The 22,466-nt window shown below is 57.2% G+C and carries 22 protein-coding genes; 18 read left to right on the top strand and 4 right to left on the bottom strand.

The window, feature by feature from the left end; genetic code table 11:
* Nucleotides 1–54: 54 nt before the first annotated feature.
* The gene (locus GV368_RS07555) at nt 55–549 is read left to right on the top strand and encodes an outer membrane protein assembly factor BamE (RefSeq protein ID WP_142805045.1); all 495 of its coding nucleotides are present in this window, start codon (nt 55–57) and stop codon (nt 547–549) included.
* A 15-nt stretch (nt 550–564) separates the two neighbouring features.
* On the opposite strand, the gene murJ is transcribed toward GV368_RS07555, so the two are convergent.
* On the bottom strand, nt 565–2,118 hold the full coding sequence (gene murJ / locus GV368_RS07550) for a murein biosynthesis integral membrane protein MurJ (RefSeq protein ID WP_142805046.1): 1,554 nt from the start codon (nt 2,116–2,118) through the stop codon (nt 565–567).
* Between the two features lie 72 nt (nt 2,119–2,190).
* On the opposite strand from murJ, the gene rpsT reads away from it, so the two are divergent.
* On the top strand, nt 2,191–2,454 hold the full coding sequence (gene rpsT / locus GV368_RS07545; RefSeq protein WP_142805047.1) for a 30S ribosomal protein S20: 264 nt from the start codon (nt 2,191–2,193) through the stop codon (nt 2,452–2,454).
* Between the two features lie 45 nt (nt 2,455–2,499).
* Here the strand turns inward: rpsT and GV368_RS07540 are convergent, their stop codons facing one another.
* On the bottom strand, nt 2,500–2,832 hold the full coding sequence (locus tag GV368_RS07540; RefSeq protein ID WP_142805048.1) for a DUF3579 domain-containing protein: 333 nt from the start codon (nt 2,830–2,832) through the stop codon (nt 2,500–2,502).
* 157 nt (nt 2,833–2,989) lie between these two features.
* Between GV368_RS07540 and GV368_RS07535 the strand changes: the two genes are divergently transcribed.
* Nucleotides 2,990–4,579: a peptidylprolyl isomerase gene (locus tag GV368_RS07535; protein ID WP_169116080.1), complete on the top strand. Its 1,590-nt coding sequence runs from the start codon at nt 2,990–2,992 to the stop codon at nt 4,577–4,579.
* Nucleotides 4,580–4,623: 44 nt separating this feature from the next.
* Here GV368_RS07535 and GV368_RS07530 read toward each other — a convergent pair whose 3' ends face one another.
* Together GV368_RS07530 and smpB are read right to left on the bottom strand one after the other, a co-directional pair.
* A complete protein-coding gene (locus GV368_RS07530) occupies nt 4,624–5,415 on the bottom strand; it encodes an enoyl-ACP reductase FabI (RefSeq protein WP_142805050.1) in 792 nt (263 codons plus the stop codon).
* A gap of 216 nt (nt 5,416–5,631) precedes the next feature.
* Entirely contained in the window at nt 5,632–6,078 is a 447-nt protein-coding gene (gene smpB, locus GV368_RS07525; protein WP_142805051.1) for an SsrA-binding protein SmpB, read from the bottom strand.
* Between the two features lie 71 nt (nt 6,079–6,149).
* On the opposite strand from smpB, the gene GV368_RS07520 reads away from it, so the two are divergent.
* The 15 genes from GV368_RS07520 to GV368_RS07450 all read left to right on the top strand — a co-directional run bounded on the left by GV368_RS07520 (nt 6,150) and on the right by GV368_RS07450 (nt 22,444).
* Complete coding sequence (locus GV368_RS07520; protein WP_169116079.1) at nt 6,150–6,593, top strand: type II toxin-antitoxin system RatA family toxin; 444 nt, start codon at nt 6,150–6,152, stop codon at nt 6,591–6,593.
* Nucleotides 6,586–6,882 carry an RnfH family protein gene (locus tag GV368_RS07515; protein WP_206673340.1) on the top strand — a complete coding sequence of 99 codons (297 nt, stop codon included), beginning with the start codon at nt 6,586–6,588 and terminating at the stop codon, nt 6,880–6,882. Before GV368_RS07520 ends, GV368_RS07515 begins: the two co-directional genes overlap by 8 nt.
* A gap of 54 nt (nt 6,883–6,936) precedes the next feature.
* Complete coding sequence (gene guaB, locus GV368_RS07510; protein WP_142811236.1) at nt 6,937–8,397, top strand: IMP dehydrogenase; 1,461 nt, start codon at nt 6,937–6,939, stop codon at nt 8,395–8,397.
* 4 nt (nt 8,398–8,401) lie between these two features.
* A complete protein-coding gene (gene guaA / locus GV368_RS07505; RefSeq protein ID WP_142811238.1) occupies nt 8,402–9,970 on the top strand; it encodes a glutamine-hydrolyzing GMP synthase in 1,569 nt (522 codons plus the stop codon).
* 739 nt (nt 9,971–10,709) lie between these two features.
* The gene (locus tag GV368_RS07500) at nt 10,710–12,113 is read left to right on the top strand and encodes an amidase (protein WP_268969039.1); all 1,404 of its coding nucleotides are present in this window, start codon (nt 10,710–10,712) and stop codon (nt 12,111–12,113) included.
* A gap of 31 nt (nt 12,114–12,144) precedes the next feature.
* Nucleotides 12,145–13,131: a TRAP transporter substrate-binding protein DctP gene (gene dctP, locus GV368_RS07495; protein WP_169116076.1), complete on the top strand. Its 987-nt coding sequence runs from the start codon at nt 12,145–12,147 to the stop codon at nt 13,129–13,131.
* A gap of 79 nt (nt 13,132–13,210) precedes the next feature.
* Nucleotides 13,211–13,723, top strand: coding sequence for a MaoC family dehydratase (locus GV368_RS07490; RefSeq protein ID WP_169116075.1), 513 nt, complete (start codon nt 13,211–13,213; stop codon nt 13,721–13,723).
* An 84-nt stretch (nt 13,724–13,807) separates the two neighbouring features.
* Nucleotides 13,808–14,809, top strand: coding sequence for a TRAP transporter substrate-binding protein DctP (gene dctP / locus GV368_RS07485; RefSeq protein WP_169116074.1), 1,002 nt, complete (start codon nt 13,808–13,810; stop codon nt 14,807–14,809).
* Between the two features lie 76 nt (nt 14,810–14,885).
* Entirely contained in the window at nt 14,886–15,356 is a 471-nt protein-coding gene (locus GV368_RS07480) for a TRAP transporter small permease (RefSeq protein WP_328514247.1), read from the top strand.
* Between the two features lie 10 nt (nt 15,357–15,366).
* Complete coding sequence (locus GV368_RS07475) at nt 15,367–16,638, top strand: TRAP transporter large permease (protein ID WP_169116073.1); 1,272 nt, start codon at nt 15,367–15,369, stop codon at nt 16,636–16,638.
* Nucleotides 16,639–16,655: 17 nt separating this feature from the next.
* The gene (locus GV368_RS07470; protein ID WP_169116072.1) at nt 16,656–18,074 is read left to right on the top strand and encodes an MmgE/PrpD family protein; all 1,419 of its coding nucleotides are present in this window, start codon (nt 16,656–16,658) and stop codon (nt 18,072–18,074) included.
* Between the two features lie 32 nt (nt 18,075–18,106).
* The gene (locus GV368_RS07465; protein ID WP_169116071.1) at nt 18,107–19,270 is read left to right on the top strand and encodes an acyl-CoA dehydrogenase family protein; all 1,164 of its coding nucleotides are present in this window, start codon (nt 18,107–18,109) and stop codon (nt 19,268–19,270) included.
* Entirely contained in the window at nt 19,267–20,457 is a 1,191-nt protein-coding gene (locus GV368_RS07460) for a CaiB/BaiF CoA transferase family protein (RefSeq protein WP_169116070.1), read from the top strand. The genes GV368_RS07465 and GV368_RS07460 overlap by 4 nt, the downstream gene beginning before the upstream one ends.
* Nucleotides 20,421–21,227, top strand: coding sequence for a GntR family transcriptional regulator (locus tag GV368_RS07455; RefSeq protein WP_206673338.1), 807 nt, complete (start codon nt 20,421–20,423; stop codon nt 21,225–21,227). The genes GV368_RS07460 and GV368_RS07455 overlap by 37 nt, the downstream gene beginning before the upstream one ends.
* A gap of 35 nt (nt 21,228–21,262) precedes the next feature.
* On the top strand, nt 21,263–22,444 hold the full coding sequence (locus tag GV368_RS07450; RefSeq protein ID WP_206673337.1) for an MFS transporter: 1,182 nt from the start codon (nt 21,263–21,265) through the stop codon (nt 22,442–22,444).
* Nucleotides 22,445–22,466 lie beyond the last annotated feature (22 nt).

Here is a 22,466-nt window from a genome sequence, read left to right as displayed (position 1 = left end):
GGTTATTCGCGGTGCCCTATAATTTCCTTGAGACTATGGAGACAGGAGACGAGGATGCGCGCCCGGTTATTGCCCGTCGTTGTCATCGTTGCGGTGCTGCTGGGGGCATGCACCACACCGCTCATCCATACGCCCGTCTTCGAGACGGAGGCGCAGCTCCTTGCCGCACGCGGTTCGCCCACGCGGGTTTGGGAAAATCCCGACGGCACGCGCACCCTGGAATACGCCACGCAACCTTATGGTTGGACCTGTTGGATGTACACGGTGGATGCTGAGGGGCGTATCGTCGAGCAGTACGATGCTCTTGCGCCCGAGAACCTGGAGCGGGTCAAGCCGGGTATGACCAAGGCCGAGGTCTCCCGTATTCTGGGGACGCATCGCCGCGAACGTTACTTCAGGCTTTCGGGCGAGGAAGTGTGGGACTGGAACATCAAGACCGAGTGGCGCGGGGTGCTCTTCACACTTTTCAACGTGCATTTCCGCAATGGCGTGGTCGAGCGCACCAGCGTGAGCTACGTCTATGGTTGGCTCGATCCCGACGCGATGTAGGCGCACCGTGCCTCGTCACGCACCGCCTTGGCGGCGGAACTCGGCCAATCTCATCCCCAAGGCGTAGAGCGTGCCGAAATAGGCGAGGCCGCAGGCGGCCAGGAGCACAGAAAGCCATAGGGCGCGTTCGAGGGAGGGTAGATGGGGCCAGTCGCCAGCCATTTGCGCCCCGATCCAGGCGATGGCTCCGAGCACGATCGTAGCCGACATGACTCGGAAAAGAAATTTTCCCCAGCCCGGCAGGGGGCGGTAGGTGTTGCGCTGCCACAACCCTCGCAGCAGCAGCGCCGCATTGAGCCAGGCCGCGAGACTGATCGACAGCGCCAGACCCGCGTGCGCGAGCTGCAGGACGAAGACGAACACCACGTTCATGGCTTGAGTGGCCACGAGCGAGATCACGGCGATTTGCACGGGCGTGCGCACGTTTTGTTGGGCATAGAATCCCGGGGCGAGGATTTTTACGGCGATCAAGGGCGTAAGCCCGATGGCATAGGCGAGGAGCGCGCGGCTGGTGGCTGCTACGTCTGGTACCCCGAAGGCCCCACGCTGAAAGAGGGTGCTCACGAGGGGTTCGGCCAGCAGGGCCATGCCCGCCGCTGCGGGCAGCGTGAGGAGCACCGTCAGGCGAAGTCCCCAGTCGAGTAGAGCTCGGTAGTCTGCTTGGCTGGCGCGCGCGTGGGCTCGGGACAGGCTCGGCAAGAGGATGGTGCCGAGCGCCGCTCCCAAGAGCCCGGCGGGAAACTCCATGAGGCGATCTGCATAGTAGAGCCAGGAGACGCTGCCGCTGGGTAGCAAGGAGGCGAATACGGTGTTGATGAGCAGCGAGAGCTGGGCGACCGAAACCCCGAGTACGGCTGGGGCCATGAGCCGTAGCACGCGGCGCACGCCTTCGTCGCGCGGTGCCCAGTCCCAACGAGGCCAGATGCCGATCCGCCGTAAGGCAACGGCGTGAATCAACACCTGGGCGAGTCCCCCGACGAGCACGGCCCACGCGAGCGCCTTCACCGGCACGGAGAAGAGGGGCGGGCCAGCGAGCACGAGCGCCGTGAAAGCGATGAAGGAGATGTTGAGCGCCACAGGCGTGACTGCCGGTACCGCGAACCGGCCCCACGTGTTGAGGATGGCCGAAGAAAACGCCACCAGGGTCATGCACAAGATGTAGGGAAAGGTGATTCGCGTCAGCGACACGGCGAGCGCGAAGGTTTCGGGCTGAGCGAGGAATCCGGGAGCGGAAACGGAGATGAGGACCGCGGCGGCGAGGATTCCCAAGAGCGTTACGGCGCTCACGGAGGTGAAGAGCAGGGTGAAGATGCGATCGATCAGCGTTTGCGTGGCGCGAGCGCCGTGGCGCTCGCGGGTGTGCCCGAGCACCGGCACGAATGCTTGGGAAAACGCCCCTTCGGCAAAGAGCCGCCGCAAGAGATTCGGCAGTCGAAAGGCGACGAAGAAGGCGTCGGTGGCAGGGCCGGCACCGAAGACGGCGGCGATCAGAAGGTCGCGCACGAAACCGAGGATGCGGGATGCCAGGGTAAAGCCGCTGACGGTGGCCAGCGCGCGCAACAGATTCATCGTGTTGGTTGCATCGGAATGGCGGAAAGGCTAAAATTATAGTTTCTTCCAAGTATTTCGGGGTTGAAGGACATGGCCAACACGGCTCAAGCTCGCAAGCGCGCCCGTCAGGCGCTCAAGCGCCGCGCGCACAACCGCAGTCTGCGCTCGCGTCTGCGTACCGCGATCAAAGCGGTTCGGCGGGCGCTTTCCGCTGGTGACAAGCAACAAGCGCTCGTTGCTTTCCAGTCCTCTCAGGGTGTGATCGATTCGATGGCTGGCAAGGGCATCATTCACAAGAATGCCGCTGCACGCTACAAGAGTCGGTTGATGGCGCGGATCAAGGCGCTCGGCTGAGAAGTCGCCCGACAGGGATCGCCACATCGGTGCGAAAAAGGCAGCTCAAAGGCTGCCTTTTTCATTTTCCCGCTCGCCGCCGTTGGAAATCGAGGATTCTTCTTCGAGGAATCTTAGCTGAAGGTCGTTGTCTTTGGCGAAATTGAGCAAGAAGTGGTAGGCGAGCGGTTCGATGTCGTAGAGACGGGCGTCGACTCGTACGGTCTTGGCGCCGTTTTCGTCGGGGCCGGGTTGGACGTAGGGGGAATAGCGCATCTTGTGGTCGGCGCCGAACTGCGACATGATGCCGCACAGGCGTTCGGCCCAGTCGCTGGGGCGGAACCGTTTGCCTTCGGAAGTGAGCCCGATGATCAAGAAATTATGTACATTGGGTTTCATGGATGGCCTGCCAAATTGTCGTCCCGGCCTCGAACAAAAAGAACCATTATAGCCCAGCCCGCCACACCCCCACTCATCCAAAATTTGATGCGATAATCGCCCTTTCGTTGCAGGGGCGCATGGCCGTCCTGCGCTCATCGTAAAGGAAGGCGGTTCCATGTTCGAGGTCATTCGCAAGAAGAAACGCATCGCCCAAGGCATCCTGCTGTTGTTGATTCTGCCTTTTGCTTTCTTTGGAGTCGAGCACTACTTCTCCGGCGGGCCCAATCGTCTGGAGGTGGCCAAGGTAGGGGATACGGTCGTGACCGTGGCCGAATTGCAGCGCGCACTGGAAGATCGTACGGCGCAATTGCGTCAGCAGTTCGGCGCGAACTTCGACGTGCGCATCGCACGCGACCCCGCCTTCGTCGAGATGATACTGCGCGAGCTCATCGAACGTCGTCTGATTCAGGCCGAGGCTGCCCGGGCGCGGGTGGTGGTGACGCCCGAGACCTTGCAGCGCGCGATTGCATCCTTCGAGGTGTTCCAGCAGGACGGTCAATTTTCCTACACGCGCTATGAGACCGTGTTACGAGCTCAGGGACTGACTCCCAAGGCGTTCGAAGCGATGCTCGCACAGGATCTCGCGGTCCAGCGTCTGGTGGAGCCGATCGCGCAGGGGGCCATCGTCCCGCGCGAACAAATGCTGCAATTGGTGGCACAGCAGCTCGAAGAGCGTGAAGTGCGCGTGGCGGTACGTACGGCGCTGCACGAAGCCGATCCCGCTCGCCTCTCGGAGGATGACTTGCGTGCCTACTACGAGGCGAATGCCTCGCGCTACGTCGAGCCGGCCAAGGTCCGGCTGCAATACTTGCTCGTCGATGAAGCAGAGATCGGACGGTCGCTGACGCCGAGCGAGTCCGACTTGCGCTCTCTCTATGAGCAGGCGCCAGAGCTGTTTCGCGATCCGGCTACCCAGCAACTACGGGCTTTCGCGGACGTGCGAGAGGTGTTGGCCGATTCCTGGCGCGCTCGCCAGGCGAGGGTACGCTACGGGGAGCTGCACGAGGAGCTGGGTAACGCCGTGTTCGAGGCGATCGACCGGCTCGATCCGGTGGCCGAACGTTTTGGTCTGGAGATCCACGAGACGGGGCTCGTCCCTCTGCAGGAAGTCGAAATCGCCGGCGTGAAGAGCGACAAACTCATCGCAGCCCTTCAGGAAGCGCAAGCGAAGGAAGGACAAAATCTCGATCCGATCGAACTCGAGCCGGGCAAGCTCGCCGCAGTGCGGGTAGCCGAATACGTTCCGCCGAGGCAGATGACGTTCGACGAGGCGCGCGAGCGAGTGACCCAGGATTTGGCGCGAGAAAAAGGACGAGAGCGGCTGCGCGAGCTGGCGCCGCTGTGGCTGGATCGGCTGACGCAGGGCGAAGCGCTCCCCGAGCTGTCCTGGCAGCCCGCGCGTAGTGTGACCCGGGCCTCCAGCGTGTTGCCGCCCGAGCTCGTCGATGAGGTTTTCAGGGCCGTTGCGCCTTGGCCCCGTTACCTTGCTTGGGAAGCCGAGAACGGTGATCACTGGTTCGTACGGATCGAGGGGGCGCGGCGTCCGCAATTACAGGCAGACGACCCCATGGTGCGTTTTGCCGGTGAGCGCATCCGCTCGGTGGTAGGCAACGTCGAGTGGCGCGCCTGGCTGAGGACGCTGGAAGCGCGCCACCCCGTAGTGATCCGCCGTGAGGCGCTGCAGGCGCTCACGACGGCACAATGACCCTGCGCTGGTAAGGCCCGGCGCAGCAGAAGCTCATTGCCGGTTTACTCCTGTTCGGGGTTGCCGAGCGCAGTGGTGTTGAACCCCCCGTCGACGTAGAGAATTTCGCCGGTGATGCCGCTTGCCAGATCCGAGCAGAGGAAGGCGGCGGCATTGCCCACCTCTTCGATGGTGACGTTGCGCCGCAGCGGGGCATTGTGCTCGTTGAAGCGCAGCAGTTTGCCGAAACTGCCGATGCCGGAGGCGGCCACCGTTTTGATGGGGCCGGCCGAGACGGCATTGACGCGCGTGCCTTCGGGCCCGAGGCAGGCGGCCATGTAGCGCACGGCCGCTTCCAGGCTCGCCTTCGCCAGACCCATGATGTTGTAGTTGGGCATGGTGCGCACGGCGCCAAGGTAGGTGAGGGTGAGGAGCGACCCGTTTCGTCCCCGCATCATCGGCCTGGCGGCTTTGGCGAGCAAGGGAAAGCTCGCTGCGCTCACTTCCTGAGAGATGCGAAAGGCTTCACGGGTGAACCCATCGAGGAAATCGCCATCGAGCGCTTCGGTGGGGGCGTAGGCGATGGAGTGCACCAGGCCGTCGAGGCCGTCCCAGTATTGACTGATCGCCGTAAACAGCCCTTCGATTTGCGCATCGTCGGTGACGTCGAGCGGGAAGACCAGCTCCGAGCCGAATTCAGACGCCATCTTGCGGATACGTTCCTCGAAGCGTTCGTTCTGGTAGGTGAAGGCAAGGATGGCACCTTCGCGGTGCATCGCTTTGGCGATGCCATAGGCGATCGAACGGTTGCTCATCATCCCCGTGATGAGGATCTTTTTGCCGGTGAGAAAGCCCATTGGGTGTGCTCCGTCATGGTTATCTTATGGCGGCGATTATACGGCAAGCCCGAAGGGGCATTCGTATCGGCGCCGGTGAATCGTACGTCGTGCGGTCCGATCGCGTCGTTATGCGGGTTCGGCTGCTCGGCCATCTTTGTGATTTGTCTTGCGTTCCGTGCCTCGGGCGCCTTGCTCGGCAAACGCGCGTAGCGGTTTTCGTGGCGTCCGTGATCCTCAACGCTTCTCGCGCATCAGGCGTGCCTTCTCGCGCTGCCAGTCACGTTCTTTCTCGGCCTCCCGTTTGTCGTGCAGTTTCTTGCCCTTGGCCAGACCGATCGTCGTTTTGATGCGGCCGCGGGAGAAGTGCAGATCGAGGGGTACGAGCGTATAGCCTGCGCGTTCTACCTGGCCGACGAGGCGATCGATCTCGCGCCGGTGCAGCAGCAGTTTGCGGGTGCGCGTGGGGTCGGGGTGGACGTGGGTCGAGGCACTCGCCAGCGGTGTGACGTGCATGCCGAGCAGGAAGATCTCGCCGTCTTTGACGATCACGTAGGCCTCTTTGAGGTTTACGCGGCCAGCGCGGATCGCCTTGACTTCCCAGCCCTGTAGCTCGATGCCGGCCTCGAACGTCTCCTCGATGAAGTAATCGTGGCGTGCCTTGCGGTTTTCGACGATGCTCATGGACGACGTTCCGGTGAAGTGCTGGGGTAGAATCGCCCAATTATAGGTGAGCAGCCGGCGAAAGGGCACGGATGGCCGAAGTCCACAAGCGCGTCTTGATCGATTCCCCAGCGGAGACGATGTTCGAACTCGTCGACCGTTGTGAGGACTACCCCGAGTTCCTGCCCTGGTGTGGCGGGGTCGAGCTGCACCGACGCACGGATGCGATAACCGAGGCGACGCTGCACGTCGATTTCCATGGCATCAAGACCCACTTTACCACGGTCAACGAAAAGGAATTTCCCCATCGCATGCGCATTCGCCTCAAGGAGGGGCCTTTTCGCCGCCTGGAGGGAGAATGGCGCTTCGTGCCGCTGGGGGAGCAGGCCTGCCGCGTGGAGTTCGACCTCTCCTACGAATTCTCGTCGCGCGTGCTGGAGAAGGTGCTGGGGCCGGTGTTCAATCGCATCGCGGCCACTTTCATCGATGCCTTCGTGCGCCGGGCCCGTCAGATCAAGGGGGAGGGCAGTGGCTGAACTGCGTATCGAGCTCGTCTGCGCCCCCTCCCCGAGGGTGATCGATCGCGTATCGCTCGTGTTGCCTGAAGGGGCGACGGTGCGCGATGCCGTGCTGCGCTCGGGGGTGCTCGAACGCCATCCGGCGTTGCAGCGAGACTGGGAGCGCGCGTGCAGCCTCTACGGCCGGCTCGTACCGCCGGAGACGCCCCTTGCCGAGGGTGACCGGCTGGAACTCACTCGCGCGCTCATCGCCGACCCGAAAGCGGTGCGCCGGCGTCGCGCCCGAACGTCTCGCAACAAAAACTAGCCCTCTCGAAGCTGCCTCGCCGGTATAATTCCGTTTTGGTCCAAGGACTGTACCATGCGATTGCTGAAGAAAGCCCTCACCTTCGACGACGTCCTCCTCGTTCCCGCCCATTCTGCCATTCTGCCGCGCGACGCGGACCTCTCCACCCGGCTCACGCGCGACATCCGCTTGAATCTGCCGCTGGTGTCTGCCGCGATGGACACCGTCACCGAAGCGCGCCTGGCGATCGCGCTCGCCCAGGAAGGCGGCATCGGCATCATCCACAAGAACCTCACGCCCAAGCAGCAGGCGGCGGAAGTCGCCAAGGTCAAGCGTTTCGAATCGGGCATTCTCAAGGATCCGGTGACCATCCCGCCGACGATGACCGTGGGCGAAGTGCTGGCGTTGACGCGCCAGCTTGGGGTCTCGGGGCTGCCGGTGGTCGAGCACGGCAAAGTGGTGGGCATCGTCACCAACCGTGACCTACGCTTCGAGACGCGCTTCGAGGCACCCGTGTCCGTCATCATGACCCCGCGTGAGCGGCTCGTCACCGTGCCAGAAGGCTCTTCGCTCGAAGAGGCGAAGGCGCTGATGCAGCGTCACCGCCTCGAACGCGTGCTGATCCTCGACGAGCACGATACGCTCAAAGGGCTCATCACGGTCAAAGACATCCAGAAATCGAGCGAACATCCCCTCGCCACCAAAGACGAGCAGGGCCGCCTGCGCGTGGGGGCGGCGATCGGTGTGGGGCCCGGCACCGAGGAGCGCGCCGAGTTGCTCGTGGCCGCCGGCGTGGACGTGCTGGTGGTCGATACGGCGCACGGCCACTCGCAAGGGGTGCTCGATCGCGTGCGTTGGGTCAAGCGCACCTATCCCCAAGTGCAGGTGGTGGGGGGGAACATCGCCACCGCCGAGGCGGCGCGGGCATTGCTCGATGCCGGCGCCGACGGGGTGAAAGTGGGCATCGGCCCGGGCTCGATCTGCACCACGCGCATCGTTGCGGGGGTGGGTGTGCCGCAGATCACCGCGATCGACGACGTGGCCACGGCGCTGGCCGGCACCGGCGTGCCGCTCATCGCCGACGGCGGCATCCGCTATTCGGGCGACATCGCTAAGGCGCTCGCGGCCGGGGCCGATTCCGTGATGCTCGGTAGCCTCTTCGCGGGGACCGAAGAGGCGCCCGGCGAGACCGTGCTCTATCAAGGGCGCTCCTACAAAGCCTACCGCGGCATGGGCTCGCTCGGGGCGATGCAGCAGGGAGCGGCCGACCGCTATTTCCAGGACGCGAGCGCCAACGTGGAGAAACTGGTGCCGGAGGGCATCGAAGGTCGGGTGCCCTACAAGGGGCCGGTGAGTGCGGTGATCCACCAGCTGGTGGGCGGCGTGCGCTCGGCCATGGGCTACCTGGGCTGCCGCACCATCGCCGAGCTGCAGGAAAAAGCGCAGTTCGTCGAGATCACCGCGGCCGGTGTGCGCGAATCCCACGTGCACGACGTGCAGATCACCAAAGAAGCCCCCAATTACCACGTCGAATGATCCCATGACCCGACACGACAAGATCCTGATCCTCGATTTCGGCTCGCAGCTCACCCAGCTCATCGCCCGGCGCGTGCGCGAGGCGCAGGTCTATTGCGAGATCCATCCTTTCGACGTGGGCGAGGACTTCATCCGTACCTTTGCGCCCCAGGGGATCATCCTTTCCGGCGGGCCGAATTCGGCCTACGCGGCGCTCGATTGGCGCGCGCCCGAGATCGTTTTTGCGCTAGGGGTGCCGGTGTTGGGCATCTGCTATGGCATGCAGACCATGGCCGAGCAGCTGGGTGGCAAAGTGGCGGCGAGCGGCAAGCGCGAATTCGGCTACGCCCAGGTCCGCGTCACCGCCCCGAACCGCCTCTTCGGATCGCTCGCCGATCGCCGCGACGAGGAAGGGCACGCGGTGCTGGAGGTGTGGATGAGCCACGGCGACAAGGTGGTCGAGTTGCCTCCGGGTTTCACCGTGATCGGCAGCAACGAGTCCACCCCCATCGCCGCCATGGCCGACGAGGCGCGTGGTTTCTACGGCGTGCAGTTCCACCCTGAAGTCACGCACACGCTCAAGGGCAAGGAGATGCTCGAGCGCTTCGTGCACGAGATCTGCGGCTGCGGACGCGACTGGACCATGCCCGATTTCATCGGCGAGGCCATTGCCCGCATCCGGGCGCAGGTCGGTGACGAGGAAGTGATCCTGGGGCTCTCCGGCGGGGTGGATTCGTCGGTCGCCGCGGCGCTCATCCATCGTGCCATCGGCGATCGGCTCACGTGCGTCTTCGTCGACAACGGCCTGCTGCGCCTCAACGAGGCCGAGCAGGTCATGGCGACGTTCGCGCGCAATCTGGGTGTGAAGGTGATTCACGTCGATGCGAGCGAGCGCTTTCTCTCGGCGCTCGCCGGCGTGGCCGACCCGGAGCAGAAGCGGCGCATCATCGGGCGCATCTTCGTCGAAGTCTTCCAGGAAGAGGCGGCGAAGCTGCCGCGTGCGCGCTGGCTCGCCCAGGGTACCATCTATCCCGACGTGATCGAATCGGCCGGGGGCAAGACGAAGAAGGCGGCGAGCATCAAGAGCCACCACAACGTGGGGGGGCTACCCGAGACCCTGAACCTCAAGCTCCTCGAGCCGCTGCGTGAGCTCTTCAAAGACGAAGTGCGGGAGCTGGGCATCGCCCTGGGGCTGCCGCACGACATGGTCTATCGCCATCCTTTCCCCGGACCGGGGCTTGGGGTGCGTATCCTCGGGGAAGTGAAGCGCGAGTACGCCGACACCCTGCGCCAGGCCGATGCGATTTTCATCGACGAGCTGCGCCGCGCCGACTGGTACGACAAGGTGAGCCAGGCGTTTGCCGTGTTCCTGCCGGTGCGCAGCGTCGGCGTGATGGGGGACGCCCGCACTTACGAGCACGTGATCGCTCTGCGCGCGGTGCAGACGCAGGATTTCATGACAGCGCACTGGGCGGAGCTGCCGCACGCGTTGCTCGCCCAAGTGTCGCACCGCATCATCAACGAGGTGGCCGGCGTCAACCGGGTGGTCTACGACATTTCCGGCAAGCCGCCGGCGACGATCGAGTGGGAGTGATTTGGCGTCTGGCATTTTGCCACCATTTGGCCACCTACCGTAGCCCTGTTGCGGTCATCCAGCCCTGCAAACTCTCCTTCGAGACATCTTCAAGGACTCGACCACCAGTGCTAGGCAGAAAAATCTGTTTAGCATTTCCACGGGCGTGCCAAAACCCGTTCTTTGAAACCGCAGCAAGTCGTCGGTTCGACGGCTTGCTGCGCCGACGATTGACCAAACTGTCTGCCTCCTTGCTGCTCATAGTGCCGCAACAGTCGCCGCACCTCTCGATCCGTCAGCCCCAACTCTTGGGCCGTCTTCTGACTCATCGCCCCGTCCTCCACCCGGCGCAGTATCTCCAGACGCTTTACCTCTCCTCGTGACTTACCTCGATTCGCTCCATTTAAACTCCGCATTCACTCCGTGCGAGTATGTTTCAAGTTGCCCAGAGTGAATATTATCAATGTTACAAAATGTTACATACTCTGTGCAACTAATGTTGACATCCATCATGTTGATGTTTACTATTTATCCAGACATACGGACATCCTGATGTCCGTACTAAAAAGTGCACCATCGGTGCGCTACGAAATGGGCACGGGGGGGGGCGGCGTTGGAGATACCAACGGAAGATTGGGCTGATGTCCAAAGTGCGGTGAAAGGGTTGTCCGCCGTAGTAGCATCGGCGGCGGATCGTCTGAGAGCGGTAGATGCCTGGGAGCCCTTCGCTGAAGTGCTATTGGCATCACGACGACGCCCTATGCCGCCTATAACGGGTGCGCAGCTTGTTCTAGATCAAATTTTGGATGACGGGGCTCTTGGCGCTGTCAGGAGGTCGTTCGCGAAGATCACTGTTAGTCGGATGATGCCTTCTGCTTGGGTGCGCTTGGAGCGAGATGAGGCGCTGGCACAAGCGGGTGATCTCGACGCAAGTTATGCCTCGGGTGCGGCAGTTGGGATTCTCCATGGTGTTCCGGTCGGATTGAAGGATATGTTTGACTGCCGAGGGCGGGTTGCCGGTTGGGGTTCGACGATTCGACGCCACGAAACACCCGCTAGCAGAGATGCGACCATCGTCAGTCGACTTGAATGTGCTGGCGCCGTAATAATCGGCGCTTTGCATATGGCCGAGTTCGCGATGTCGCCGACAGGCCGCAATGATCAACTTGGCCATGGTAGTAACCCTTTTGATCCGCAAAGAGTTTCCGGTGGAAGTTCCAGCGGAGCCGGCATGGCGGTGGCTGCCCGAGAGGTTCCACTCGCAATCGGTTCCGACACCGGGGGGTCGGTGCGCTTACCTGCCGCTTTGTGCGGGGTGACGGGTCTTAAGCCAACCCAATTTCGCGTCAGCGTAGCAGGTGCGATGCCATTATCCCCAAGTCTTGATTGCATCGGACCCCTGGCCTTGAGTGCTGACCTGTGTGGCAGGGCGCTTGTGGCAATGGTAGGAGCCGATCCATTCGATCCCTCTTGTGTGGATCTGCCGCTTTACGCAGGCGGTTGGCTCGGACGCAAGGCGAGTGATTTCACTGTCGTCGTTCCGCGGCTCGCTGTCGGCGATATGTTGAGCAACGAGATGTTTGAGTCGCTCGCGCGTTTGCGCGGCCTACTGTCCGAGGCGGGCATGCGTTTCTTGGAGATTGAGTTGCCTGATCTTGGGCTTTATGGGGATCTTGCCTCGGTGTTGCTGGCAGTGGAATCGGCAGCAGTACACCGACGTAACTTGCTTAATCAGCCAGAAGTATTCGGCCGGCAGGTTCGTCGGCGTTTGTTTCGGGGGATGCTCATCAATGGATTAGATTACCATGAGTCCCATCGCCTGCGTTCACGGTTATTGCGCCGCTTTTTGCGTGAAACACTCGCAGGTGCTGATGCTTTGTTGTTGCCGACGACTCCCGCGGGGGCCCCACTTATCAAAGATACCATTGGGGATGATCACATCAAGCTCGAGAAAGATTTTAGTAGACTGTCGTATTGGACGCGTGGGATAAACTATCTCGGTCTTCCTGCCCTTTCGTTGCCTGTTGGCATTGATTCGAATGGATTGCCTTTGGGGGCGCAGTTCGTCGGATGGCCATTTGACGAAGAGCGTTTGCTTGCGATCGGTCACATTGTTCAGTCTTTGTCTGAATGGCATTTATATGCGCCCTTGCCGAAAAATTAAAGTTATTAATATGATGTAAAGTGGAGTTTGTATGAAAAAGATTATTATAATTGCATTGTTGGCAATTGGCCTAGTGCCGGTCCATGTACAAGCGATGGAGATTATCATCACCGGGGAGGTTCCGCTTACCACAAATCCTAGTCCTTACATCATTAAGTTTATTGAGGAAATAAAATCTCGAACGAATGGTGCTGTAACTGGAAAATATTATCCCGCATCGCAACTCTATAATGACCGTGACGCTCTGGCTGCTCTAGGTACGGGGGCGGTACACATGGTTTTTCCAGTTGTTTCCCGTCTAGAGTTGTTCGACAAGCGTATTGGCGTCTTGAGCTTGCCGTTCGGTCTAACCGAGGAGCAGATGACTAACAAATGCTTTGCTAACGGTCTAGCAAAAGAAATTTCAGACTATCTTGCGCCGAGAGGTATACAGATTCTTGGTTTTCTACGGACCGCCGAGCTTTTATTTGTTATGCGGGATAAGGATATCCAACGCGTCGACGATCTGCGGGGGTTGAAGATCCGGGTTGTGGGAGGGCGCGTGATGCTCGATGCGATGCGTGCAGTGCAGGCAAATCCAATCTCAATGGCTGCCTCGGAGATGGGAGTTGCGCTGGCGCAGGGTGCGATTGATGGTGCGTTGACGTCGCCTGCGGGCTGGGTGGATGTGTTGGGAATTTCAGCGAGGTACGGATCGCTCTTTCCTGGTATGGCATTGGCGATCTCTCCGGTGGTTGTCGATAAGTCGTGGTTCGAAGGGCTGGAAGAAAATTACCGTACTCTCATCTCCGAGGTGCTTGATTCGCTCATTGATCAACAGTGGCGAGAAACCGTGGCCAAGGATAAAGAGTTGATCGAGCAGATGGTTGCTCAGGGGGCAAACTATCGCGTGGTTGCGTCGACTGAAGTGGAAAAGCTGAGGACAGTGTTCCAACAGGCCAGTGCAAAGTACGTAAGCGATAATGCCGATGCTGTTTTTGCACTCAAACAGCTAAATAAAATGTGTCTGGGTAATTGATTCTTAGGACGGGGCGGGGTGAGTGTGTGAGTGTCGCCACTCCGTGGAACAGTAACAAAGCAATACGGAGAATTCGTAAATGAGTTTGAAGAAAATTGGTGAACAACGGTACCGCGGTCAGATCGGCCGATACTTCGAGGATTTCGAAATTGGGGATGTGTATGAGCATCGTCCGGGAAGAACGTTGACGGATGCCGACAATATTCTTTTCTCTCTGATAACCATGAACTATCATCCAATGCATTGCGATGCTGCCTACGCGGAGAAAAGTGAGTTCGGCAAATTAATCGTCAATAGCGGTTTGACTCTGGCAATAGTGCTCGGTATGTCGGTGCCCGAGGTCAGCGGTAAGGCGATTGCGAATCTTGGATGGAAAGATATCAAGCTAGTCGCACCGGTATTTGCTGGAGACACGATTTACGCAGAATCCGAAGTGTTGGCCAAGCGAGCATCACAATCACGTCCTGGACAGGGCATCGTTACCGTTCGCACGATCGGCAAAAAAGCTGATGGAACGGTATTTATGAGCTTCGAACGTAGCGTACTGATTCAGATGCGTGAAGGAAATATTGACGAAGCTGCCGATTATTGAGCTGTAATGAACCAGGGGCGTAAGGATGTCCTTGGGAATAATTAGTGGATCATCGACCGAAACATACTAAAGGAGGAGGCAACAATGAGCGTATTTACCCGGTTCATAACAGGCGTGTCGCTGATTTTCGGTGCTTTATTGGTTCAAAACGCCACGGCAACCGAACTTGTTCTGACTAGTGAAGTTGCCACTACACACTGGAAGACTCGTTATATGAACGAGTTTGCGGAACAAGTGGCAAAGCGTTCCAAGGGTGAGGTTAAGGTAAAGATTTTTACTGCTGGGCAGCTGTATAACGACCAAGATGCATTAGCAGCATTAGGTACTGGGGCCGTGCACATGGTCTGGCCCGTCTCGGTCAGAATCGAGACAATTGAACCCCGCACAGGTGTTATCAATCTACCGTTTGCTGTTAGTGACAGTATGATGAATAATTCATGTTTTATGTCTGGACTTTCCGGATTGATGTCCTCGTACGTTGAGCCGCGAAATCTTCGGATCCTTGGGTTTTTGCGCACAGCCGATCTCATGTTCGTACTCCGTGATCGCGAGGTCAAACGGATGGAGGATCTGAAAGGTATGAAAATTCGGGTAACTGGCGGCCGTGTCTTTCTGGAGACCATGCGTAGCTTGCAGATTAGCCCGGTGTCGATGGCTGCCTCGGAGATGAGTACGGCGTTGGCACAAGGTGCGATTGATGGCGTTTTTACCTCACCAGCTGGTTGGGCGGAGATGATCGGTATCACCGGGAAGTATGGCTGGTACGTGCCGGGATTCTCACTCACGACCTACTCTATCGTGGTGGATAAAGGATGGTTCGACTCTCTTCCTGCTACGCACCGTACTGCGATCGTCGATGCAATTGCCGATATTTCTCCTCGCCAGTGGCAGGAAGTGAAGGCAGAAGACGATACACTGATCCAAAAAATGATTGACCAGGGCGCGGTATTTCATGTTGCCGACGATCAGGAACGCGCGCGTTGGCGATCGCTGGCACAGAAGAACACCAGCCTTTTTTCTGAGCGCTATGATGAAGTAATCAAACAGTTCAACGAACTGGGAGCGCGCTGTGGCGTCCACAATTGATCATCTAAATAAAGATGCGGCACAGGCGAGGCGATCCCGATTTTGGTGCCGATTCGAGTTGGGATTCTTGTTGAACGTGGCGACTGTAATGTTCTTGGCATCGACCGTGATCATGCTGAATGAAGCTTTCGGCCGAGCGTTACTGAACACCAGTTATTTCTGGGCTGAGGAGACGGTTCGTTATCTCATGGTATGGGCATTTTTTTTGACAGTCGGAGCAGCTGGTTCGGCTGGTTACCACATCCGGACCGAACTGTTGGTCGAGCGGCTCGGGAAACGATGGCGACAACTTTGCCATTTCCTGTCTAGTGCCATCGGTCTGAGTTTTAGCGCAATCCTATTTTACGCCTCGTTTCCCCAGATTTATCGTTATTATACGATGGGTATGATGACAGAGTCAAATCTTGATATTCCTCTCTGGGTGTTGTTCCTTGCTATGCCGATTGGGGCTGTGCTGTACTTTATTTACTATTTTTCATGTCTCTGGCGAACGCTCAAGGGTGAAGACCCTTTTGCGGGCGGTACGCCGATCAAAATCGACTTTTAGGAGACAGATAGTGTTTCTGCTCAGCGCACTGGTGCTTACGCTGATATTTCTAGCGATTGGCACGCATGTTTCGGTTGCTCTCGGTTTGGTCGCGGTCGGGTTGGCACTTCTGAGCGACGGTGTGCCAACGACTGTGATTGCTCAGACTGCTTTCAAGTCGGTCAATAGTTATCCACTAATGGCCATACCCATGTTTGTGCTTGCTGGCAACCTGATGATGAAGGGGCAAATCGCTAACATCATGATCGAACTGGTTGGTAGCGTGGTTCGTGCGATCAAAGGGGGCTTGGCTCTTACCGTGCTGATTACCAGCGTGTTCTTCGCGGCGATATCAGGTTCGAGTGTGGCATCGGCAGCGGCCATCGGAGCTTCGACGGTCGAGGGCTTGAAGCGCGAGAGCTATCCTATTGGATTCTCGGCTGCGCTCGTTGCAGTCGGTGGAACCTTGGGTCTTATGATTCCACCCTCGCTTCTTTTCATCCTGATCGGTTCAATCGTTGGTATGCCAGTCGACAAGCTGTTCATCGCCGGCATAGTGCCGGGTTTGATGGAAGCGGTCTTGCTGATGATTGCTACGGTATATCTTGCCAAGCGGAACAACTATGGAACTAATGTGCGTCGTCCGGATTGGCGTGGTTTTGGCAAGCGCCTGCCTGCTGCTACCGCCGCATTGTCCATGCCAGCGTTGGTGCTAGGAAGTATTTACACCGGGTTTTTGACACCGACTGAGGTTTCAGCCTTTGCGGCAGCTTATGCGGCGCTGCTGGGTTTGTTCGTCTATCGAAGCATTACTGCCGGCAAGATGTGGAGTGTGGCTAAGGAGTCGCTGCTGCAAACGACGATGATCTTTACGGTCGTGATGGGCGGTAGTTTGGTAGGGTTCATGCTTGCGCGCATGGGGGTGTCGCAGCAATTGGTAAGTTACATCACCGATATGGGGATGAGCGCCTGGCAGTTCCTGCTGGTGGTCAACGTCGTACTTCTCATTCTCGGCATGTTTCTCGACGGCGTCACGCTGGTCGTTCTTACGGCGCCTTTGCTGTTTCCTATTGCCGGCGCACTTGGAATCGATCCTATTCACTTTGCAGTGATCATGGTGGCCAACGTTGAGATTGCGACGCTTACGCCGCCGATCGGGCTTAATCTTTTTGTTATGAGTGGTGTTGCAAAGATCCCCGTACATGAAGTTGCTCGCGGAGTTTTGCCCTTTTTTGGTGTCCGTATTATAGGTTTAATGCTTATTACATATATTCCAAGCATTTCGCTCGTTCTTCTTCGCTGAATAAGGAAATAAAGATCATGAACATTCAAGGCAAAACCTCTGCCGATACTAAAGACGATATGCCAATTGCGCAGACGTTCGCACGTTTTGCGAACCAGCTGAGAGATGGCGATATCCCTCAGTCGGTACGAGAGCGGGCACGATATCTGATTTTGGATGCGGTAGGTATCGCACTTGCATCTACACAGTATGAATTTGCCCATCGTACCCTTTCCGCGGCGAGCGAATTCGGTGATGGTGACAGTGATGTCATTGGTTTCGGTGTTCGTCTAGCCTTGCGTGATGCGGTTTTGATCAACGGATTGTTGGTACATGGCCTCGATTACGACGATACTCACACGCGTGGTGTGATCCATGCTACTGCGAGTTGTTTCCCGTGTGCACTTGGTGTCGCTGCGGCCAGCAAATTGTCGGGTCGAGAACTGGTTACCTCTTATGTGATTGGCGTGGAAGTAGCAGCACGACTCGGTTCCGTCGCAAAAGGCGGGTTTCATCAGACTGGTTTCCACCCCACCGGTCTTATCGGCACCTTTGCCTGTACGCTGATCGCAGGGCGGTTGCGCGGACTGAACGAGCGTCAGCTCGCCATGGCTCAGGGGATCGCCTTGTCGCTTGCATCTGGTAGCTTGGAATTTCTCCAAGATGGTGCCTGGACCAAGCGCATTCACCCTGGTTGGGCCGGTGCAGCGGGAATTACGGCTGCCGCGTTGGCGCGTAATGGATTTATTGGTCCGAAGGCGGTCTATGAAGGGCGGTTTGGTCTGTTCAATAGTCATCTCGGTGCGTTGGCTGAGCAGTGTGATTACTCGCTGGCAACCGAAGGGCTTGGGGAAACCTGGGAAGTATCGGCGGTGGCTGTTAAACCCTTGCCTGCCTGTCACTTCACGCATGCATGTGCGGATTCGGCGATTTTCTTGCACCATGAACATGATTTTGATCCCCGGGATATCGTCGCTGTACGTGCATTGGTCCCGGCTGAGGTCATCAAAACGGTGTGCGAGCCATTAGCCAACAAGCGAAAACCACAGAATAGTTATGATGCCCAGTTTAGTATCCCCTACGCGGTTGCTTCAGGTCTGGTGCGAGGTCGATTTGGACTGGCGGAGCTTGAACCAGAGTCGATCGCTGATCCAATCGTGCTAGAAGTGGCAAATAAGGTTGCCTATGAGGCTGATCCCGCATCAGCTTTTCCGAAGTACTACTCGGGCGAGGTGGTCGTGACCCTGCGGGATGGACGTGAGTTACGCCACCGTGAGCATGTCAATAGAGGTGCGTCGGATAGACCGCTCAGTGCCAGCGATATCATTTCCAAGTATCTTGAGAATGCGAGTATGGCGGTTTCCGAGGCGCGAGCAAAACAAATTCTTGAAACTGTTCTCGCATTGGACGATATTAAAGCCAATGAGTTTTCACGTAACCTGGGTGGTCGCGTCTAATCCATGAATCCTAATGAATAATGGAGTATGAAATGAACAACAACGTTGACCAGAGCAACGAACAGGAAAACCTGATTCTTGATATGATAAATAGATTTTTAGAGACGGAGGTGAGACCTTTTGTCAGACATTTTGATCATCAAGATATTTATCCGAGCGAGATTGTTGAAAAAATGAAGGAGATGGGGCTGTTTGGCTGTATCATCTCCGAAGAATATGGTGGTCTGGGACTGTCCACTTCCACCTATGCGAAGATCGTCGAATGTATTGCACGCACCTGGATGTCGCTGTCGGGCATCATCAATTCTCACTTGATCATGGCTTCAATCGTACAACGCCATGGCACACCTCAACAGAAAGAATACTTTTTGCCACGATTTGCTACTGGTGAATTGCGCGGTGGTGTTGGTTTGACTGAACCGGATGCAGGCACAGACCTTCAGGCTATCCGTACCGTTGCCAAACGCGAGGGGGACTATTACATAGTCAATGGTGCGAAGACTTGGATTACCAATAGCATGTATGGTAATTGCATCGCTTTGCTGGTCAAGACTGATCCAACCGCAAATCCACCTCATAAAGGGATGAGTCTTCTATTGGCTGAAAAAGGCCAAGGGTTTAAGGTCGTTCGAAAACTCGAGAAACTAGGTTATCGCGGAATCGATACTTGCGAACTAGTCTTCGAAGACTACCGTGTACCGGTCGACCGACTGATCGGCGGTATTGAAGGGGTCGGTCTTAAGCAGATCCTTTCAGGTCTCGAGTTAGGCAGGATCAACGTTGCTGCCCGTGGTGTCGGCGTTGCGCGTGCCGCGCTTGAAGAATCAGTGGCCTATGCCCAAGTGCGCAAGACTTTTGGTAAGCCGATCTGCGAACATCAAGCCATTCAACTCATGTTGGCTGAAATGGCAACGCGGGTCGAGGCGGCCCGCCTGCTTGTAGAGTCTGCAGCCAAGGCGTTCGACCGCGGGGAGCGTTGTGACATGGAAGCGGGCATGGCGAAGTACTTCGCGACAGAATCTGCTGTACGTAATTCAACGGATGCGATGAGAATTCATGGTGCATATGGGTACTCGAAAGAATATAATATTGAGCGCTACTACCGTGACGCACCGCTATTGGTCATCGGTGAGGGTACAAACGAACTGCAACGACTCATTATTGCTAAGCAATTGATCAAAAGGAATCCGGTATGAGTCTTCCTCTCGAAGGTATTCGCATTATTGCCGTAGAGCAATATGGAGCAGGGCCATTCGGTACTCAGCACCTAGCGGATTTGGGTGCCGAAGTCATCAAGGTGGAAAATCCTTCTGATGGAGGGGATGTGGGCCGCAGCGTTGGGCCGTATTTCTTCGCTCCTGGCGACAGTCATTTTCACCAGTCGTTCAACCGCAATAAGAAAAGTATTACGCTCGACATCAAAAAGCCTAAGGGGCAGGAAGTACTGCATGAGCTGGTCAAGAGTGCCGACGCGGTCTTCAATAACCTTCGCGGTGATCAGCCCGAAAAACTCGGTCTTATCTACGAAAAGCTAAAGGTATATAACCCAAAGATCGTTTGCGCTCATCTCTCGGCGTATGGGCGTAATGGCTCAAGGGTCACGTGGCCTGGATATGACTATCTGATGCAGGCTGAGGCAGGATATCTGTCCCTGACCGGCGAGCCTGATGGTCCTCCTGTCCGATTCGGACTGTCGATCATTGACATGATGACTGGAACAATGTCCGCGTTGGCGTTGATCTCGGGGGTGCTCAGCGCACGTGAAACAGGGATCGGGCGCGATATCGACGTTAGCTTGTTCGATGTTGCAATGCACAATTTGAGCTATGTCGGTACTTGGTATCTCAACGAGGGTGTCATTACTTCTCGTCTGCCGCGCTCAAGTCACCCGTCGTTGACACCCAGCCAGTTATACAAAACTAAGGATAGTTGGATATTCATTATGTGTAACAAGGAGAAATTCTGGGGTGTGCTTACCGAAGTGATCGGACGACCTGAGTGGGCGACTGATTCTCGTTTCGTGGACTTCAAGGCACGACTCGCACACCGGGATGAGTTGACAAAGCTACTGGATGAGGTTCTCAGTGGTGCGACCACGATGGAGTGGATGCAGAGATTCGCCGGCAAAGTACCAGCTGCGCCAGTATATGATGTTGCCCAAGCTCTTGACAACGAGTTCGTCCGGGAGCAGGGGATTATCGTAGACGTCCCACACCCTGTGCGTGGATCGATTAAGACTTTAGCATGCCCTATTCGGTGTCCGGGGGAGGTCTTGCCGACTCATCCTGCACCGAGGCTCGGTGCGGATACCCGTGAAATCCTTAAAGCGATTCGTGACGACGATGAATGGATCGCTACATTGGAATCGGAAAGGGTAATATGACGAATTCCTCTCCTAACTTGCTTGCGGCTGGTCAGCCTCGGTATCTGGTGTTGGCACAAGCTTTGATTGACGATATTCGTGTCGGTCGGTATCCAATCGGTAGCCTGTTGCCGAGCGAGAATGAGCTGTGTCAGCAGTTCAGCGTGAGTCGGCATACGGTACGCGAGGCGATTCGCCGGCTATTGGAACTCGGACTCGTCACACGTCAGCCAGGCGTAGGAACGAAGGTCAAGGCCACTCGGATCGCTTCACGCTACATACAGGCGAGTGAGAGTATCTCCGATCTGTTCCAGTATGTTCACGACGTGCGTTTGAAGATTTGTAGTAGCGAAGAGGTGTTCGCCGATGAACAACTGGCTGATCTTCTTGAATGTCAGGTCGGTCAGGCATGGCTTAAGGTGAGTGGTGAGCGCTATATTCCAGATCAGCAGTTGCCCTTGTCGCTCACAGATGTCTACATCGCTCGTCCGTATTACGGGGTCCTGGATGCGTTGGATGATCCTTCCGTGCCGATCTATTCAATCATCGAACAAAAGTACGGCGTGATGGTGGTCGAAGTTCGCCAAGAGATCAGCGCGGTTTTGATCGACGACACGGCAGCCTCTAGGCTCGGCACCATCTCCGGTGCGGCCGGACTTAGAGTCGTGCGCAAGTACTTCGCGACGAACGGCGAGCTTTTTGAGGTGGCGGTCAACCTTTACCCAGGTGATCGTTTTAGCTATTCGACCACACAGCGCCTCGCTCGTTTCGATGGAGCTGACTCGCAGTGAAACCTTCCCTTGTAGCGGGCCTGATGCCTCTCTTGATGACGTTAGGGATTCAGGCACTCGTTTCTATGGCCTCGTTGACGCCGCCGGTACTTGCGCCTGTGGCCGCAGCTGAAATTGGCATGCCGGTATCGATGATTGGCTTATTCGTTGGGCTGGTGTACATCGGCAGTATGCTGTCTAGTCTGGGCAGTGGTGATCTGATCAAACGCTTCGGTGCGATTAGGGTCAGTCAGTTTTGTCTCATCTTGTGCGCGTCCGGACTTGCTCTTGCGACCATAGGAGTTCCGTGGGCCATTGTGTTAGGCGCGCTACTTATCGGGTTTGGTTATGGTCCGGTGACGCCTGCGAGTAGCCACGTTTTGGCTCGAACTACGCCTGCAAAGCGAATGGGTGTAGTGTTTTCATTGAAGCAAACCGGTGTGCCATTGGGTGGCATGATGGCTGGCGCGCTGGTGCCCACGATGGTATTGCTTGCCGGATGGCGTGGAGCAGCTTGCGCCGTGGCCTTGTTCTGTGTGGCCATGACGGTTGTGACACAAGCTATTCGTATGGAATTGGATGCCGATCGTGATTCCAGCAGACGAATTTCGCTTAGTGGCGCACTCGGTCCGTTGAGAATGGTCTTCGCCTACAAACCTATTCGAGATTTGGCGATATGTTCATTTTTCTTTAGTGCGATGCAATTGTGCTTGACAACTTTCCTTGTGACCTATCTTACCAAGGAGTTCGGTTTTCCTCTGATTACAGCCGGACTGGTTTTGTCAGTGGCGCAGGCGGCGGGAATCGTTGGTCGCCTGCTATGGGGTTGGGTGGCAGATCACTGGATTGCCCCGCGCGTCTTACTCAGCCTCCTTGCATTAGGCATGGGTTCCTGTGCGCTGTTACTGGCAATCTTTGCGCATGGGTGGTCATTTGCCTGGGTGCTCGTTCTGGGCGCTACCTTCGGCGGAATGGCTATTGGTTGGAACGGGGTTTATCTTGCGGAAATCGCACGTCTTGCGCCAGCTGGGCAAGCCGGGACGATAACGGGTGGTGCATTGTTCTTGACCTATGCCGGTGTGGTCGCTGGACCGCCATTGTTTGTTGGGATTGTATCCCTGACTGGCGAACATGCGAGCGGATTTGTTGTATTTGGGACGACTATTATGCTGATTGGCTTGATGCTGATGTTCACGCGTCTGCAGAGGACTGATTCTCCAATAGATCGTAAGGTGTGACGAAGGAATATCCAAGAGGAGA

It is taken from the genome of Tepidiphilus baoligensis, from assembly GCF_012911495.1.
Lineage (GTDB): Bacteria > Pseudomonadota > Gammaproteobacteria > Burkholderiales > Rhodocyclaceae > Tepidiphilus > Tepidiphilus olei.
The sequence above is the reverse complement of the archived record's forward strand: the minus strand, read 5'-3'. Positions and strand labels throughout refer to the sequence as shown.

Coding starts and splice junctions, on each gene's coding strand:
- GV368_RS07455 (WP_206673338.1), top strand. CDS start 20,421: ATGGATCGCTACATTGGAATCGGAAAGGGTAATATGACGAATTCCTCT.
- GV368_RS07535 (WP_169116080.1), top strand. CDS start 2,990: ATGTTCGAGGTCATTCGCAAGAAGAAACGCATCGCCCAAGGCATCCTG.
- GV368_RS07530 (WP_142805050.1), bottom strand. CDS start 5,415: ATGGGCTTTCTCACCGGCAAAAAGATCCTCATCACGGGGATGATGAGC.
- GV368_RS07555 (WP_142805045.1), top strand. CDS start 55: ATGCGCGCCCGGTTATTGCCCGTCGTTGTCATCGTTGCGGTGCTGCTG.
- GV368_RS07460 (WP_169116070.1), top strand. CDS start 19,267: ATGAGTCTTCCTCTCGAAGGTATTCGCATTATTGCCGTAGAGCAATAT.
- rpsT (WP_142805047.1), top strand. CDS start 2,191: ATGGCCAACACGGCTCAAGCTCGCAAGCGCGCCCGTCAGGCGCTCAAG.
- guaB (WP_142811236.1), top strand. CDS start 6,937: ATGCGATTGCTGAAGAAAGCCCTCACCTTCGACGACGTCCTCCTCGTT.
- GV368_RS07540 (WP_142805048.1), bottom strand. CDS start 2,832: ATGAAACCCAATGTACATAATTTCTTGATCATCGGGCTCACTTCCGAA.
- GV368_RS07470 (WP_169116072.1), top strand. CDS start 16,656: ATGAACATTCAAGGCAAAACCTCTGCCGATACTAAAGACGATATGCCA.
- dctP (WP_169116076.1), top strand. CDS start 12,145: ATGAAAAAGATTATTATAATTGCATTGTTGGCAATTGGCCTAGTGCCG.
- GV368_RS07450 (WP_206673337.1), top strand. CDS start 21,263: ATGACGTTAGGGATTCAGGCACTCGTTTCTATGGCCTCGTTGACGCCG.
- murJ (WP_142805046.1), bottom strand. CDS start 2,118: ATGAATCTGTTGCGCGCGCTGGCCACCGTCAGCGGCTTTACCCTGGCA.
- guaA (WP_142811238.1), top strand. CDS start 8,402: ATGACCCGACACGACAAGATCCTGATCCTCGATTTCGGCTCGCAGCTC.
- dctP (WP_169116074.1), top strand. CDS start 13,808: ATGAGCGTATTTACCCGGTTCATAACAGGCGTGTCGCTGATTTTCGGT.
- smpB (WP_142805051.1), bottom strand. CDS start 6,078: ATGAGCATCGTCGAAAACCGCAAGGCACGCCACGATTACTTCATCGAG.
- GV368_RS07465 (WP_169116071.1), top strand. CDS start 18,107: ATGAACAACAACGTTGACCAGAGCAACGAACAGGAAAACCTGATTCTT.
- GV368_RS07520 (WP_169116079.1), top strand. CDS start 6,150: ATGGCCGAAGTCCACAAGCGCGTCTTGATCGATTCCCCAGCGGAGACG.
- GV368_RS07490 (WP_169116075.1), top strand. CDS start 13,211: ATGAGTTTGAAGAAAATTGGTGAACAACGGTACCGCGGTCAGATCGGC.
- GV368_RS07500 (WP_268969039.1), top strand. CDS start 10,710: ATGCCGCCTATAACGGGTGCGCAGCTTGTTCTAGATCAAATTTTGGAT.